Annotated in this window: 15 protein-coding genes; 10 read left to right on the top strand and 5 right to left on the bottom strand. The window is 73.5% G+C overall.

Translation table 11 applies throughout. From position 1 onward, the window contains the following. The first annotated feature begins 63 nt into the window (after window positions 1-63). The 4 genes from nadD to ACFOX0_RS29070 all read left to right on the top strand — a co-directional run bounded on the left by nadD (window position 64) and on the right by ACFOX0_RS29070 (window position 2,672). Window positions 64-660: a nicotinate-nucleotide adenylyltransferase gene (nadD, locus tag ACFOX0_RS29085; protein WP_377552049.1), complete on the top strand. Its 597-nt coding sequence runs from the start codon at window positions 64-66 to the stop codon at window positions 658-660. A 99-nt stretch (window positions 661-759) separates the two neighbouring features. Further along, window positions 760-1,158 carry a ribosome silencing factor gene (rsfS, locus tag ACFOX0_RS29080; protein WP_377552047.1) on the top strand — a complete coding sequence of 133 codons (399 nt, stop codon included), beginning with the start codon at window positions 760-762 and terminating at the stop codon, window positions 1,156-1,158. 4 nt (window positions 1,159-1,162) lie between these two features. After that, window positions 1,163-1,792, top strand: coding sequence for a histidine phosphatase family protein (locus ACFOX0_RS29075; RefSeq protein ID WP_377552044.1), 630 nt, complete (start codon window positions 1,163-1,165; stop codon window positions 1,790-1,792). A gap of 31 nt (window positions 1,793-1,823) precedes the next feature. Then, on the top strand, window positions 1,824-2,672 hold the full coding sequence (locus tag ACFOX0_RS29070; protein WP_377552041.1) for a DegV family protein: 849 nt from the start codon (window positions 1,824-1,826) through the stop codon (window positions 2,670-2,672). Between the two features lie 71 nt (window positions 2,673-2,743). Here the strand turns inward: ACFOX0_RS29070 and ACFOX0_RS29065 are convergent, their stop codons facing one another. Beyond that, window positions 2,744-3,964, bottom strand: a complete 1,221-nt coding sequence (locus tag ACFOX0_RS29065; protein WP_377552039.1) for a hypothetical protein — start codon at window positions 3,962-3,964, stop codon at window positions 2,744-2,746. A gap of 226 nt (window positions 3,965-4,190) precedes the next feature. Here ACFOX0_RS29065 and ACFOX0_RS29060 point away from each other — a divergent pair, with 226 nt between their 5' ends. Both ACFOX0_RS29060 and ACFOX0_RS29055 read left to right on the top strand, forming a co-directional pair. Beyond that, entirely contained in the window at window positions 4,191-5,114 is a 924-nt protein-coding gene (locus tag ACFOX0_RS29060) for a helix-hairpin-helix domain-containing protein (RefSeq protein ID WP_377552037.1), read from the top strand. A gap of 14 nt (window positions 5,115-5,128) precedes the next feature. Next, complete coding sequence (locus ACFOX0_RS29055; protein WP_377552095.1) at window positions 5,129-7,603, top strand: ComEC/Rec2 family competence protein; 2,475 nt, start codon at window positions 5,129-5,131, stop codon at window positions 7,601-7,603. A gap of 7 nt (window positions 7,604-7,610) precedes the next feature. On the opposite strand, the gene ACFOX0_RS29050 is transcribed toward ACFOX0_RS29055, so the two are convergent. Next, window positions 7,611-7,748, bottom strand: coding sequence for a hypothetical protein (locus tag ACFOX0_RS29050; RefSeq protein WP_377552035.1), 138 nt, complete (start codon window positions 7,746-7,748; stop codon window positions 7,611-7,613). A gap of 551 nt (window positions 7,749-8,299) precedes the next feature. Between ACFOX0_RS29050 and ACFOX0_RS29045 the strand changes: the two genes are divergently transcribed. Next, window positions 8,300-8,542, top strand: coding sequence for a GntR family transcriptional regulator (locus ACFOX0_RS29045; protein WP_377552033.1), 243 nt, complete (start codon window positions 8,300-8,302; stop codon window positions 8,540-8,542). A gap of 273 nt (window positions 8,543-8,815) precedes the next feature. Here ACFOX0_RS29045 and ACFOX0_RS29040 read toward each other — a convergent pair whose 3' ends face one another. Beyond that, a complete protein-coding gene (locus ACFOX0_RS29040) occupies window positions 8,816-9,979 on the bottom strand; it encodes a right-handed parallel beta-helix repeat-containing protein (RefSeq protein WP_377552030.1) in 1,164 nt (387 codons plus the stop codon). Window positions 9,980-10,680: 701 nt separating this feature from the next. Here ACFOX0_RS29040 and holA point away from each other — a divergent pair. Continuing rightward, window positions 10,681-11,676, top strand: coding sequence for a DNA polymerase III subunit delta (gene holA / locus ACFOX0_RS29035; protein ID WP_377552093.1), 996 nt, complete (start codon window positions 10,681-10,683; stop codon window positions 11,674-11,676). Window positions 11,677-11,779: 103 nt separating this feature from the next. Beyond that, window positions 11,780-12,484, top strand: coding sequence for a hypothetical protein (locus ACFOX0_RS29030; protein ID WP_377552027.1), 705 nt, complete (start codon window positions 11,780-11,782; stop codon window positions 12,482-12,484). A 175-nt stretch (window positions 12,485-12,659) separates the two neighbouring features. Here the strand turns inward: ACFOX0_RS29030 and rpsT are convergent, their stop codons facing one another. Beyond that, window positions 12,660-12,926, bottom strand: coding sequence for a 30S ribosomal protein S20 (gene rpsT, locus ACFOX0_RS29025; protein WP_377552024.1), 267 nt, complete (start codon window positions 12,924-12,926; stop codon window positions 12,660-12,662). A gap of 110 nt (window positions 12,927-13,036) precedes the next feature. Then, a complete protein-coding gene (locus ACFOX0_RS29020; protein WP_377552021.1) occupies window positions 13,037-14,020 on the bottom strand; it encodes a phosphotransferase family protein in 984 nt (327 codons plus the stop codon). Window positions 14,021-14,112: 92 nt separating this feature from the next. On the opposite strand from ACFOX0_RS29020, the gene ACFOX0_RS29015 reads away from it, so the two are divergent. Continuing rightward, window positions 14,113-14,652, top strand: coding sequence for a DUF4240 domain-containing protein (locus ACFOX0_RS29015; RefSeq protein ID WP_377552018.1), 540 nt, complete (start codon window positions 14,113-14,115; stop codon window positions 14,650-14,652). Window positions 14,653-14,852: the final 200 nt, after the last annotated feature.

Raw genomic sequence — 14,852 nt, 5'->3', positions numbered from 1 at the left:
GCCTGGTCGGGGGAGTGGCGGGGAGTAAGGCGGGGGTGGGCCGGGTCGGCTTACGATCAAGGAATGGGGGACGACAACCGGCGGGTCGGGATCATGGGCGGCACCTTTGATCCGATCCACAACGGGCACCTGGTCGCGGCGAGTGAGGTGGCCGACCGGTTCGGCCTGGACGAGGTGGTGTTCGTGCCCACCGGCCAGCCCTGGCAGAAGACCGACGAGCCGGTCACCCCGGCCGAGGACCGCTACCTGATGACGGTGATCGCGACCGCGTCGAACCCCGGCTTCCACGTCAGCCGGGCGGACATCGACCGGCCCGGGCCGACCTACACCGTCGACACGCTGCGCGACGTGCGCGCCGAGTACGGCCCCAAGGCGCAATTGTTCTTCATCACCGGGGCGGACGCGCTGGAGAAGATCCTCTCCTGGAAGGACACCGACCGGATGTTCGAGCTGGCGCACTTCATCGGGGTGACCCGGCCCGGCTTCGAACTGTCCGCGGCGCACCTGCCGGCCGACGCGGTGAGCCTGGTGCAGGTGCCGGCGATGGCGATCTCGTCCACCGACTGCCGGGCCCGGGTGGCCGCCGGCAAGCCGGTCTGGTACCTCGTGCCCGAGGGTGTGGTGCAGTACATCGCGAAACGGCGACTCTACCGGCGGTGAATTGTCCCATCTTGTAACCAATTCTAGCGGAACCGGCAAGTCATGAGTCTCCGTCGTGTGAGACGCTGGAACGGTCCCCTGGTAGACCGAAGGAGTACGGTGCCAATTTCCGATCGCGCTCACGAGCTGGCAATGGCCGCCGCGCAGGCCGCCGCCGACAAGAAGGCGCAGGACATCGTCATCATCGACGTGGGGGACCGGCTCGCCATCACCGACGCGTTCCTGGTCGCCTCCGCGCCCAACGAGCGCCAGGTGGCGTCGATCGTCGACGCCGTCGAGGAAGCGTTGCTCAACCTCCCCGAGAAGGCCAAGCCGGTCCGCCGCGAGGGCGAGCGGGGCGGCCGCTGGGTGCTGCTCGACTACGTCGACGTGGTGATCCACGTGCAGCACGCCGAGGAGCGCGAGTTCTACGCGCTCGACAAGCTGTGGAAGGACTGCCCGACCGTCCCGTTCGTCGACCGTGACCTGGTCGACGCCGAGGCCGGTCCCGCCGAGTGAACCGATGACCCGACTGATCGTCTGGCGGCACGGCAACACCGACTGGAACGCCGAGGGCCGGGTGCAGGGTCAGACCGACGTCCCCCTCAACGACCTGGGCCACGAGCAGGCCGCCGCGGCGGCGCCGCTGCTGGCCGCGCTGCGTCCGGACGCCGTCGTCGCCAGCGACCTGCGCCGGGCCGCCGACACCGCCGCCGCGCTGTCCGCGCTGACCGGCCTGCCGGTTCGTACCGACCCGCGGCTGCGGGAGCGGCACTACGGCAGCTGGCAGGGCCTGACCATGACCGAGGTGGCCGAGCGGTTCCCGGCCGAGTACGGCCCGTGGCGGGCCGGGCTGCGGGACCCGGGCTGCGGCATCGAGACCTTGGACGATCTCGGCAAGCGGACCGCCGAGGCGCTGCGGGCCGCGGCCGACGTGGTGCCCGGTGGCACCGTCGTCGTCGCCACCCACGGCGGCGCGGCGCGGCAGGGCTGCGGCCACCTGCTCGGCTGGCCGTACGAGGTGCTGCGTACCCTGGGTGGCCTGCAGAACTGCCACTGGACCGAGTTGCGGCACGACGAGACCCGGGGGTGGCAGTTGCGCGCCCACAACGTCGGCCCGATCAGCGCCGCCGACATCCCGGCGGCCGTCTGACCGGCGCCGGTCTCGACCTAGGAGCCCTCGGATGCCCGTCGCGGTCGTCACCGACTCCACCGCGTACCTGCCGGCCGAGTTGGCCGGCGAGCACGACCTGACCGTCGTCCCGTTGACCGTGGTGGTCAACGGGACGGAGGGCCTGGAGGGCGACGAGGTCTCACCCGACGACGTGGCCCGGGCACTCGGCGAACGGCGGCACGCCGTCACCACCTCCCGGCCGGCTCCGGAGCAGTTCGCCCGGACGTACCAGGAACTGCTGGACGGCGGCGCGGCCGGCGTCGTCTCGGTGCACCTGTCCGCCGGGCTGTCCGGCACCGCGGCCGCCGCGTCGCTGGCCGCCGCCCGGTTCGGCGGTCGGATCACCGTGGTCGACTCCCGGTCCACCGGCATGGGCCTGGGCTTCCCGGCGCTGGCGGCCGGCGCGGCCGCCGCCCGGGGCGCGGACCTGACCGCGGTACGCCAGGCGGCGCTGGACGCGGCGGACCGCACCCGGACCTTCTTCTACGTCGACACGCTGGAGTTCCTCCGCCGCGGCGGCCGGATCAACGCCGCCTCAGCCCTGCTCGGCACGGCCCTGTCGGTCAAGCCCATCCTGCACGTCAAGGAGGGCGCGATCGTGTTGCGCGACCGGGTCCGGACCGCGAGCCGGGGGCTGGCCCGGCTGGTCGACCTGGCGGTGGAGACGGCCGGCGACGCCGAGGTCGACGTCGCCGTCCACCACCTCGCCGCCCCCGGCCGCGCCGCCGAACTCGCCACCGCGTTGGCCGACCGGCTCGGCGACCGGCTGCGTGACCGGTACGTCACCGAGGTCGGTGCCGTGGTGGCCGCGCACGCCGGTCCGGGCCTGGCCGGCATCGTGGTGCACCGCCGGCCCTGAGCCCGGCCGACTGGGTCGGGCCGCTGAGCCGGCCCGTTGGGTCGGGCCGCTGGGTCGGCCTGCGCGCCGGGTCAGCCGTCGAAGGACGCCTGTTTCACCGCGAAGACCTCGCGCCTGCCCTCGTGCTCGGTCAGCGTGTACAGGTAGTCCGGGACGCCGCCCGCCCCGTCACCGGAGGACCAGTAGGAGATGCTCTCCGCCCCGTAGTCGGCGCCGTAGGCCACCGGGGTGGTCTTCTTCGCCCGGTCCCAGAACAGCAGCTGGGGATTCGTCGTGCTCCGGCTGAACCAGAACCGGTCGCCCCGGGTGACGGCACCCTGGACGTAGGTGATCGGCAGCTTGTACGCGTCGTGCGCGGTGTTCGACGACGGCAACCGGGTGGCCGCGTCCAGGTCGAACCGCCACAGGTTGACGCCGGCCGTGTCGCTGTAGCCGGAGACCACCAGCCGGTCCGGCGCGGAGGCCCGGTCCAGCGCCAGCGACGAGAACTGGATGTTGTTGTCCTGCCTGCCGATCTGCCCGACCTGCACCATGACGTAGCGGTTGCCGTTGGCGTAGTACCCGCCGTCGGACTGCCGGCCGAAGCCCTCACCCGGCAGGCTGGTGGTCTTCACCTCGTGCAGGTAGTCCCAGTCGAACACCCGGATGGTGCTGCTGCAGGCGACGTAGAGCAGGTGGCCGTACCACATCGCACCGCCGGCGTGGCAGGGGATCTGGGCGAAGTTGTCGCTGCCCGTGGGCTCCACCAGCAGCACGTGCCGGTACCGGTTGGTGCCGGTCTGGTAGCCCTCGGCCGGCGCCAGGCTGATCCGCGCCTGGATCGCCTTCTCGTCGGTCTTGCTGGTCCGCTTGTACCAGGTGACGGCGACGGCCTGGGCACCCTCGTAGACCCGGCTGCCGAACGCGTCGGCGGTGGTGGTGATCCCCTGCGGGAACCACAGGTTGCTGTCGTCGGTGTCCTGGTCGTCGCTGTTCCAGCAGAACCCGAAAACGGCCTTCGGCGACAGCCCGGCCGGGCTGGGCCGGCACGACGACAGCGGTGACATCACCCGGTTGGCGTCGGCGAGCACCTGGCTCAGCTCCGGATGGGTGGACTTGCCGCCGAGGGCCTGGTGCACGGCGGCGGCGTTCGACAGCGTCGACTGAGTGATCCGGTAGGCGGCCCCGGAGACCTCGGTCGGGCAGGTGCTCGACGTGCAGGCGGCGGCGACGGCGGGCGACGTGGCCGTCAACAGACCTGCCCCGAGCGCGACGACGGCGCCCACCGCGACGGCGGTGATCGTGCGTTTCATGTGGACTCTCGCTTCCCGGCGGCACCCGGGTTGGGCCGCACCGTCCCGATTGTCACCGGTCCGCCTTGCCGTGCTCCGTGCCACCCCACCGGTCGCCGCCCGGCGATCGGAGGCGCCGCATAGCAGAGCCACGCATGATCAGGGCTTTTTCCACAGGTGGCCCGGTTGTCCACAGCCGACGCTGACCCGGTGCCCGGGACCGGGCGGCCCGCCTAGCGTCGGCCGGGTGTCCGATGACGACGAGACGACGGTGCGGCAACGGCTGGGGCGGCTGCTCGCGGCCGGGACGTCGAACGGTTACGCCGTACCGGTCGGACGACCGCTGGGCCGCCCGTCCGCCCTGGACCCGCCCGACCCGCCCGACCCGTCGACCGGGCCGGACCCGGTGACCGGTGTCGACGGGCGGGCCCTCCCCGCTGCGTCGACCGGCCTCGGCGCGCCGGATCCGCTGCCCGCCGAGGACGACCTGGCGGACCGGCCCCGGCTGGCCGGTGCCGGCGTGTTCGACCCGGGCCGGCGCGGCGTCCGGGCGCTCGCGGCGGTGGCGGTCCTGGTCGTGCTCGCCGCCGCGGGCTGGGCCTGGCTGTCCCGGCCGGCCGCCGAGCCGGTGCCGGCCGCCTCGGCGGCGGCGGCGACACCGGAGCCCGCCGGCGCGTCCGCCGCGTCCCGGTCCGGCCCGCCGCCGGCCCCGGCCGGCGCCGGCAACCCGACCGAGGTGGTGGTCGCGGTGGCCGGCAAGGTGCGGCGTCCCGGACTGGTACGCCTGCCGCCCGGCGCCCGGGTCGCGGACGCGATCGAGGCGGCCGGCGGGGCGTTGCCCGGCGTCGACGTGGCGATGGTCAATCCGGCCCGGAAGGTCACCGACGGCGAGCTGATCGTGATCGGTGTCACCCCACCGCCAGCCGGTGCCGCCGGACCGGTCGGCGGCCAGTCCGGCGCCGCCGGGGCCGGCCCGGGCGGGAAGGTCAACCTCAACACGGCGACCGTGGCCCAGATCGACGCCCTGCCCGGCGTCGGTCCGGTGCTCGCCCAGCGCATCATCGACTACCGGGAACAGCACGGTGGGTTCCGCTCGGTCGGCGACCTGCGCCAGGTGACCGGCATCGGCGACGCCCGCTACCAGGACCTCAAGGATCTGGTGACGGTGTGAGCGGACCCGTGGCGATCCGGCCCGCACCGGCGGCGCAAGAGGACGCGACGGAGCCGGCTGCGCAGGACGGGCCGGCCTCGCCCGCGGCTGGTCGCCCGCCGGACCTGCGGCTGGCCGGCCTGGCCGTGGCCAGTTGGCTGTCCGCGCTGGCCGGTCTGCACCTTCCGCTCCGGGCGGTCGTGCTGCTCGCCCTGTCGGCGGCCGGGACGGCGCTCGTCGCGTCCGGCCACCTGCTCCGGCGACGCGAGGACGCCTCCGGCGGTGGCCCCCGTGGTGTGCTCCGCCGTGTCGACGACCTGGTCGGTCGACACGGTTGGGTGCTGGTGGCCGTGTCGCTCGGCGTGCTGTGCGGCGGTGCGGCCACCGCGGCCCGGCTCAGCGTGCGGGACGCGGAACCGCTGGCGGGTCTGGCCGCCGCCCGGAGCCGGGTCACCGTCGAACTGGTGGTCCGCGACGACCCGAAAGTGATCACCGGCGGGGCCGGCCCGTCGACCCTGCTGGTCCCGGCCACCCTGGTCCGGCTGCGCGGCGACACCGGCGGCACCACCCGGGTCCACACCTCGGCCCGGATCCTGGTGCTGGCCGGCGACCCGGCGTGGCGTCCCCTGCTGCCCGGTCAACGGGTGCTGACCGGCGGCCGGCTGGCCCGCCCGCGGGGCGGCGACCTGACCGCGGCGGTGCTGTCGGTGACCACACCGCCGACCCTGCTGGGCCGACCGTCGTGGGCCCAGCGGGCGGCCGGCGCGCTGCGGGCCGGCCTGCAACGGGCCTGCGACCCGCTGCCGGACGAGCCGGGCGGCCTGCTGCCCGGTCTGGTGGTGGGCGACACCAGCCGGCTCGATCCGGGCGTGGAGCAGGACTTCCGAGCCACCGGGATGACCCACCTGAATGCCGTGTCGGGCTCCAACGTGGCGATCCTGCTCGGCCTGGTGCTGCTGTTGGCCCGGTGGTGCCGGGCCGGGCCGTGGGTGGCGGCGGGGCTGTGCGGGGTGGCGCTGGTGGGCTTCGTCATCCTGGCCCGGCCGTCGCCCAGTGTCGTACGAGCCGCGGTGATGGGCGCCATCGGGCTGCTCGCACTGGCCACCGGCCGACCCCGGGCGGCCGTACCGGCGCTGGGGGCGGCGGTCACCGTGCTGGTCCTGGTCGACCCGGACCTGGCCGGGGACCCGGGCTTCACCCTGTCGGTGCTGGCCACCGGCGGGTTGCTGCTGCTGGCGCCGCGCTGGCGGGACGCGCTGCGCCGACGGGGCGTACCGGCCGGGGTCGCCGAGGCGGTGGCGGTGCCGGCCGCGGCGCAGTTGGCCTGCACGCCGGTCATCGCGGGCCTGTCCGGGACGATCAGCCTGGTGGCCGTACCGGCGAATCTGCTGGCCGCGCCGGTCATCGCCCCGGCCACCGTGCTCGGGGTGGTGACCGCCGTGCTGTCGCCGGTCTGGCCCGCCGGTGCCGAGTTCACCGCCTGGCTCGCCAGCTGGCCGGCCCGCTGGCTGGTGACCATCGCCCGGCACGGCGCGCAACTGCCCGCCGGTACGTTGCCCTGGCTGGGCGGGGTTCTCGGCGGGCTGCTGCTCGGCGCGCTCACCGTCGCCCTGCTGATCGCCGCCCGCCGCCCGGTGGTGCGCCGGTTGGTGGCGGTGGTCGCGGTGGCGGTGCTGCTCGGCGCGGTGCCGGTCCGGGTGCTCGCCCCCGGTTGGCCGCCGGCCGGTTGGGTGATCGCGGTCTGCGCGGTCGGGCAGGGCGACGCGATAGTCCTGCCGGTGGTCGCCGGGCAGGCGGTGGTGATCGACGCCGGACCGGAACCGGCGGCCGTGGACGGCTGCCTGCGCCGGCTCGGCGTACGGACCGTGCCGCTGCTGGTGATCAGCCACTTCCACGCCGACCACGTGGGCGGGGTGGCCGGGGTGTTCCGGGGTCGGCGGGTCGTCGCCGTGGCGGCCGGACAGTGGCCCGAACCGACCGGCGGCCGGGACGCGGTCCGGTCCGCCGCCAGGGTGGGCAGCGCACCGGTCGTCGGGGTCGGTCCCGGGTGGACCTGGACCGCCGGCCCGGTCCGGTTGACGGTGGTCGGCCCGGTGTACCCGGTGCGCGGCAGCAGGTCCGACCCGAACAACAACTCGCTCGTGCTGCGGGCCGAGATCGGCGGGGTACGGATCCTGCTGCCCGGGGACGCCGAGGAGGAGGAACAACGGGAACTGCGGGACCTGGTGCCGGCCGCCGAGCTGCGGGCCGACGTGCTGAAGGTCGCCCACCACGGGAGCCCGTACCAGGAGCCCGCCTTCCTGGACGCGGTCCGGCCGGCCGTGGCGTTGGTCTCCGTCGGTCGGGACAACGGCTACGGCCACCCGAACGCGGCCCTGCTGGCCCGGCTGACCCGGGGCGGGGCCCGGGTGCTGCGTACCGACACCGACGGTGACCTGGCGGCGGTCGTCCGGTCCGGTGGGCTGGCGGTGGCGACCCGAGGCGTTGATCCGGGAACCCGGACCCGGTGAACATCCACTACTTCGTCCTGGTCCGGATGAGCTGAAGGCCCTCCAGTTGGACGAATATCTCCCGTTTCTCCAGGGCCTCACCGGTCGCGCTGAGCACGTAGCCGGTCAGCCAGACCCAGCCGTGACAGGTCAGCCGTTGCTCCACGGCCGTGAGCCGGAAGAGCAGGGCGCACTCTCCGCCGAACTGGACCGACGCGCGGCGGTCAACCCTGAAGACCTGGCCTGGCCGGAGATCCAGGCGGAGCCGACAACACCGCTCCACGCAACTGGGGACCGCCCCGGGCCGGGCCTGCCGGGGGACGGGCGCTCTGGCCGCCACTACGGCTGGTCCGTCCCGTCGCTGGACGTACGGAACGCGCGGAGCCGGCTCCGCGCCCAGCTCAGCGTTTCGCACGTCTGCACGGAGCCGGTACGGCACTTGTTGCAGTGCCCTACGTCCCGGTCAGCGGTGATGATTCGTTTTGCCAGCGCCGGTATCCAGACCTCACGGGGGACCGGTTGCTCCACGTGCTCCACCTCCAGGAATGGCAGGCCCGGCCACGGAGTCGGAGTCACGTAGCCGGGCCGCCTCTCACGTGATCGTGTTCGTTGCCGAGCGAACACGAGCACGGACGGATCGTAGCGGAATACGAAGGTATACGTATACCTACGTAGCTACTGGATCCCTGTCGGGCCTGCTCAACTAGCGTTGTCTTTATGATCGACCCAAAGGGTCCAATTCCGGTCTATCGGCAGATAGCGGATGTGATTGCGGCCCGTATCGCAAGCGGGGAGCTTGCCGAACATCGGCCCATCCCGAGTGAAACGGCCATCGTCCAGGAGTTCGGCGTGGCCCGGACCACGGCCCGCCACGCTGTGGCTCACCTCCGGGAGCGCGGGCTGGTCTACACCGTGCCGCAACGCGGGACGTACGTCGGCCAGGAGCCACCCACTACCTGAGCAACGTAACGGCCCGGACCGACTGGTCCGGGCCGTTGTCCGTAGCGCTCAGGCGGCCTTCGCCTTCCTGGCAGCCGGAGCGTCCTTCCCCGCGGACCGGGACAGGGGACTCAGCGTCTCCGCCACCTTCGCCCGGACCTCCCGAACGGCGACCAGGGAAGGGGCAGCAACCCCGGAGTTGCGCGCGGAGCCCTGAGCGAAGATCCGGCGAAGTGCGCGGAATTGCATTAGATGCAACATAGGTGCAGTCGGCGGTCTGAGAAGACCCGAGCGTCAGTAGGTGTTGTTCGCCGTGGTCAGCCGGGTCTCGCCAGCCGGCAGCGCCGGGCAGCCCGCGGCGCCGGCCCAGGTCGCGCCCGCCGGGTAGAGGTACCAGGTCGGCAGGTTGGCGCTGCTGCCGGTCAGGTACGTGCCGAGGTCGTTGTTGGTGAACCGGTTGTGGTACGACGAGCATTCACCCGCGTCCACGTTGACCTCCTCCAGGTAGTGCGCGGACGGCGGCGTCGACGAGCGCGGGAAGCCGTTCGCCCCGAACACGTTGGCGTCGAAGGTGTTGAAGTCGCTGCCGTCCCGTAGCTTGATCGGATCGCTGCTGACCCCGGTCACGTTGTTGCCGGTGAACGTGTTGCGCGAGCTCTTGTGCGTGATGTAGATGGCGTGGATGTAGCTGTTCTCGCTGTTGCGCAGGTTCACGAAGTGGTTGTTGGCGATCCGGTTGCCCGACGACTCGGTGAGCACGATCCCGCCGTACCCGCACCGCGGCCAGTCCGCGTCACCGCAGATGCCACCGGTGTACGCATTGCCCAGCGAGGTGAGGACCATGCCGAACACGGTGTTGCCGTCCAGGCCGCGCGCCGACGGCAGGCCCGGCCCGGAGGACGGGTGGTATCGGCCGCCACAGGACCCGGCCGATCCGTCCAGCGAGATGCCGCCGCTCGAGTAGTACTGCGCCTGCAGGTAGTAGAACCGCAGGCCGGAGGTGCCACCGGCGTTGAGCGCCCCGCCAGCGCAGGCGTAGAACCAGTACCCGGCGATGTACCGGTTGGAGCCGCTGGCCCGCGCGTTCTGGAACACCGGCCGCGCGGCGATCGAGTCGGCGCCCTCGCCGATCTCGTAGTCGTCCGGCATGAACGAGATCGTGTGCCCCGGCCGGTACGTCTGCCAGATCGTCTGCTGGGCCACGTAGGTGCCGGCGTGGATGCGCACCTCGACGTCCTGGTTGGAGGGGCCGGCCGCGACGAGCTGCTCGACGCGCTCGAGCGTTCTCACTGCGGCGGCCGGGGTGTCACCCGCGGCCGAGTCCGATCCGGACGCGTTCATGTAGATGGTCTGGGTGCCCGCGGCGGCGGCCGGCGTGGCGGGCAGGAGGGCGGTCAGGCTGAGAACGGCGGCGGCCGCGGCGAACCGCACCGCCTTCCGCACGTTGTCTCGAGACATGGACTGAAGACTATGCCCCGGCCGCGCCGGCGCAGCCCCGCCACGAGAGGCGCCGCATCCTCTTCTGCCGCAGACAACGCGCGGGTCGGTGCCAATCGCCGCTCGGTAAGCACCAGCGCCGGCTACGTTCGGTAACCGGGAGTAGGGACAGTCAGCCCGTGGTGGGGCCAGTTATGGCCGTCCCGGTGGAGCCCATCTCGTCCGTCATAGCCAGTCGGGATCTCCACTGGCACCAGGGCCCCAACCTACGGCCTGGAGCCGGGCCTCGCAGCGCCACGCCACCCTCATGATCAGGGAATAGCGCAGGAATCGAATAGGTGTACTCCACCGGTGCGCGTGCAGGCTTCTCCACGTTCGCCCGCATGGCGTCCGGTCCCACCACTTCTCCCAGCGCTCCGCCCAGCCCCACCAGTGCGGCATCCAGTCGACCCGGCTGACTCTCGGGGAGCCGGCTGGGCGGAGGGCCCCGCCCGGCCGGCAGCCGGCGCGGCGGACGGGGCGCCGTGGTGCAACGAGGCGCGCCGAGCCGGGCGACGACCTGGTCGGACCGGAGGCGGAGGGAATGGCCGGCACGCTCAGTCACCTGACCGAAGTGCCGCATATCAAGGTTATCAAGGTATATGTCTAGATTAGCGCCAACTGCGGGGTCGGCCGTGCGGGATGCTCTGACCAGGGTGGACGTACGGCGGTCACATGCGAATATTGCGGGCGTGACCGCGCCCAAGCTTCCGCCCGTACTGCTGGTCCTCGGCGACGAGGAGTTGCTGGCCGCCCGGGCGGTGTCCGACGCGGTCGCGGCCGCCCGGCAGGCCGACCCCGGCGCCGACGTACGCGAGTACGAGGCCGGCACGGTCAACGCCGGCGAGGTGGCCGAGATGCTGAGCCCGTCCCTGTTCGGCGGTCGGCGGGTGTTGGTGCTGCGTTCCGGGCAGGACGCCCGCAAGGACCTGGTCACCGCGCTGCTGGTGTACGCGAAGAACCCCGACCCGGAGGTCCACCTGGTGGTGGCGCACGCCGGGGCGGCCAAGGGGAAGGCGTTCGCCGAGGGGCTCAAGAAGGCCGGCGCCACCGTCGTGCCGGCGGTCCGGCTCAAGGGCAACCGCGAGCGGGTGGCCTTCGTCCGGGACGAGTTCCGCCGGCTCGGCACCCGCTGCCCGGACGACGCGGCCGAGGCACTGCTCGCCGCGGTCGGCAACGACCTGCGGGAACTCGCCTCCGCCTGCTCGCAGTTGGTGGCCGACACGGACGGGCGCATCGGAGTGGACACGGTGGCCCGCTACTACCGCGGCCGCGCCGAGGTGAGCGGCTTCACCGTGGCGGACGCCGCGATCGTCGGTGACGTGCCCGGGGCGTTGGAGGCGTTGCGCTGGGCACTGCACGTCGGGGTCGACCCCGTGCCGATCGCCGACGCGTTGGCCGACGGGGTGCGCACGGTGGCCCGGGTGGCCTCGGCCGGGCGGGGCAGCGCCTATCAGCTGGCCAGCAGCCTCGGCATGCCGGCCTGGAAGATTGAGCGGGCACAGCGACAGAGCCGCGGCTGGACCCCGGAGGGACTGGCCGACGCGATGCGGGCGGCGGCCGACTGCAACGCCGCGGTCAAGGGCGGCGCGGACGACCGCGGCTACGCCCTGGAGCGCGCGGTGTTCGCCGTCGCCGCGGCCCGGCGGGGCGACCGGGCCAGGAACGGGGCGGCATGACCGCGTCGAGGGTCAGCCTCGACCCGGACGCCGGGCGGTCCGCCGGGCGCCCGGACCGCACTCCGGCTGCGGGCGGAGTGCCGGATCGCGGCGGAGCGACGGCATGAGCCGGCACGGACGACGGGCGCGCCCGGGCCGGCCGCCACGACCGCACGGCGAGGCCCGGTCCCGGCAGGAGGAGCGGCTGCGCCCGTTGTACTCGCGGGTCCTGGGGCTGCGCCACGTCGATCCCGGCGGTTTGCTCTGCTTCGTCTTCTTCGAGGGCTCGGTCATTCTCGCGCTGCTGCTCACCCTGGCCGAGCTGGTCAGCTGGTGGGCGGTGTTGGTGCTGCCCGCCTCGGTCGCGTTGATGGTCAAGTTGAACGACGAGGTGGCGGCCGCGGTGGCCCGCGCGGCGGCCCGGGTGCCGCAGCGGGAGCGGGAGGCGTTCCGCCGGGAGATGGCGCCGTTCGTCGGTCGTGCCGCGGTGCCGCGCCGGCCCGGCCCGGCGCCCCGGCCAGCCATGATCGATTCAGCCGGGCGGGCGACCGGAGACCTGTCGGTCGTCGGGGCGTCCGGACCCGTCGCCCGACCCGGTCCGACCGGTGCCCTTCGCGCGCTGACCGCGGTGCCGGCCACGGCCGGTCCGGTCCACGAGGAGACCACGGCCGAGCGGCCGGCGCTGCCGGCGGTGGTGGCCAAGCCCACGAACACCCATCAGGTCGAGTCGCCGGGACCGCAGCCGACCGCGCGGTGGCCCGCCGGGCTGGACCCGACCGACTCGTCCCGGCAACGCGCCCGGCAGACGGCCCGCCGCCGGTACGAGTAGCCGCTCGGCACCCGTGCCGCGCCGCGCCCGACCGGCGGCCCGGGCACGCGAACGGGGACCCGGCCAGCACGGGAATGGAGCCCCGGCTGGCGGGCAGGAGGTCAGGACGCATACGGCAGTAACCCCCGGGACCAGCCGGTCCCGGGGGTTACTGCTCAGGTCTGGGTCGAACTCGTCAGGCGGAGAGCGAGCCCAGGCGCTTAGCGATGGCCGACTTGCGGTTCGCCGCCTGGTTCGAGTGGATCACGCCCTTGCTGACTGCCTTGTCCAGCTTGCGCGAGGCGTCCCGCATGAGCTCGGTGGCCTTGTCGAGGTCACCGGCCTCGCTGGCCTCGTGGAACTTGCGGACGGCGGTCTTCAGCGACGACTTGACCGACTTGTTACGCAGCCGGCGCTTCTCGTTCTGCCGGTTGCGCTTGATCTGGGACTTGATGTTCGCCACGCGACAGCCTCGTCTTGATAGCTCGGTTGGGTCTGCTTGACGCAGGCGACGACGTCACGTCGCCACACGCGAAAAGTCAGGTTACCAGGCCGGCGCAGGTGGGCCAAAACTCAGCCCCAGCCCTGGCGTTCGGACAGCCAGGCCAGGGCCAGCTCCCCGGTCCACCGCTGGTGGCCGCGGATAGCCGGGGAGGCGCCGCTGGGGCCCGCCTCGGCCGAGGTCAACAGGTACCCGGACAGGGCCGCCAGGGCGGCGTCCAGGGCGTCCGGGGGAGCGCCCCGGGCGCCCGGGTGGGCGGCGAACCGGCCGTCCACGTCCAGCCCGGCCGGGTACCCGATGAGCAGCAGGCCGGCCAGGTCGAACCAGGCCGGCCCGTGGCAGAGCCAGTTCCAGTCGCAGATCCACGCCGCGCCGTCCGGATCGATCAGCACGTTGTCCAGCCGCAGGTCGCAGTGGATCAAACCGGCGGACTCGGCGTACCCGGGCAGCAGTGACTCCAGCCGGACCAGGTCGGCCAGTCGGGCCGGGATCCCGGCCGGGACCGCGGGCATCGGTTCGCTGCCGGCGGCGACCTCGCGCCAGCAGGAAAGATCGTCCCGGGCCAGGTCCGCGAGCCGGGGCAGGCCCAGACCGACCAGTTCGGCGGGGGGTTCGGCCAGGGCCGCGCAGATCTTCGCGTACGCGGTGAGGGTGGCGTCGAGTTCGGCCGGGCGCCACGGCAGCGCCGGCATCCGCCCCGGGACGGCGTCCAGGCAGCTGACGAAGTGGCCGGCCGCGGTCATCGTCCAGCGGGCCCGGGTGGCGGGCAGCCCGGACGGCAGGGCGGCCAGCACGGCGGCCTCGCGGGCGTACCAGTCGCACAGGTGCGGCTGGGTGCGCAGCGACGCGGTCTTGACGAACACCCGGTCGCCGGTCGAGGTCTCCAGCAGCGAGGCGAAGCCCCGGGTGAACCCGCCGCCCGCCGACCCGGCCGCCCGGACCGGGGCGCCGAGCCGCTGGTCGATCGCGGTCCGCAACGGCTCGGGCAGGTCACCCCAATCGGGTCGGACGGCGGTCGCGTCGTACGCCACGGGCGGCACCGGTGCTACGGCCATGCGCCCATCCTGCCGGGCGGCCCCGGTTCGGCGGCGGGCGGTGTCGGTGTGTGCGGTGGGGTGGTCGGTCCCGGGTGGCAGACTGCCGTGTCATGCGTACCGAGGAGTTCTGGGCACTGATCGACGACGCGCGGACCGGCCCGGAGGGGGACGACGCCGACGCGGTCGCGGTCCGGGCCGCGGCGGCGCTGGCGGAGCGGGACGTGGCCGACATCGTGGGCTGGAACCGGCACCTGACCCGAGTGCTGACCGCCTCGCACCGGGAGGATCTCTGGGGTGCCGCCTACCTGATCAACGGTGGCTGTTCCGAGGACGGCTTCGACCACTTCCGGGGCTGGCTGATCGCCCAGGGTCGGCAGGTCTTCGCCCGCGCGGTGGCAGAGCCGGACAGCCTCGCCGACCTGCCGCGGATCCGGCAGGCCGCGGCGACCGGTGAGGAGTTCGGTTCCGAGGCGGTGCTGGAGATCGCCGCCCAGGCGCACCGTACGGCGACCGCGACCGAGCTGCCGGCGGACCCGGAGCCGCGCCGGACCCCGGACACCGGCGATTTCTGGGACTTCGACGACGAGGAGGAGGCGCGCCGTCGCCTGCCGCGGCTGGCCGCCCTGTTCGTCGAGCCGCCGGAGGAGTGAGCCGCTGGTCGGGGAGTCGCACCGGAGGAGTGATCCGCTGTTCGCCGGCCGCCGCCCGGGGAGGGCGGCGGAGCCGCTGGAGGAGTGATCCGACCGGTGCCGGGGCGGCGTGGGATCATAGGAGCCGGCCCGTCGGTCGCCCACCACCGGCGACAGCGACCGGTCACCGCCGTGCCGACCCGTCCACCGTGCCGACCAGT

Source organism: Micromonospora zhanjiangensis (genome assembly GCF_042650605.1).
Taxonomy (GTDB): domain Bacteria; phylum Actinomycetota; class Actinomycetes; order Mycobacteriales; family Micromonosporaceae; genus Micromonospora_J; species Micromonospora_J zhanjiangensis.
This window is presented reverse-complemented; position numbering and strand designations above follow the sequence as displayed.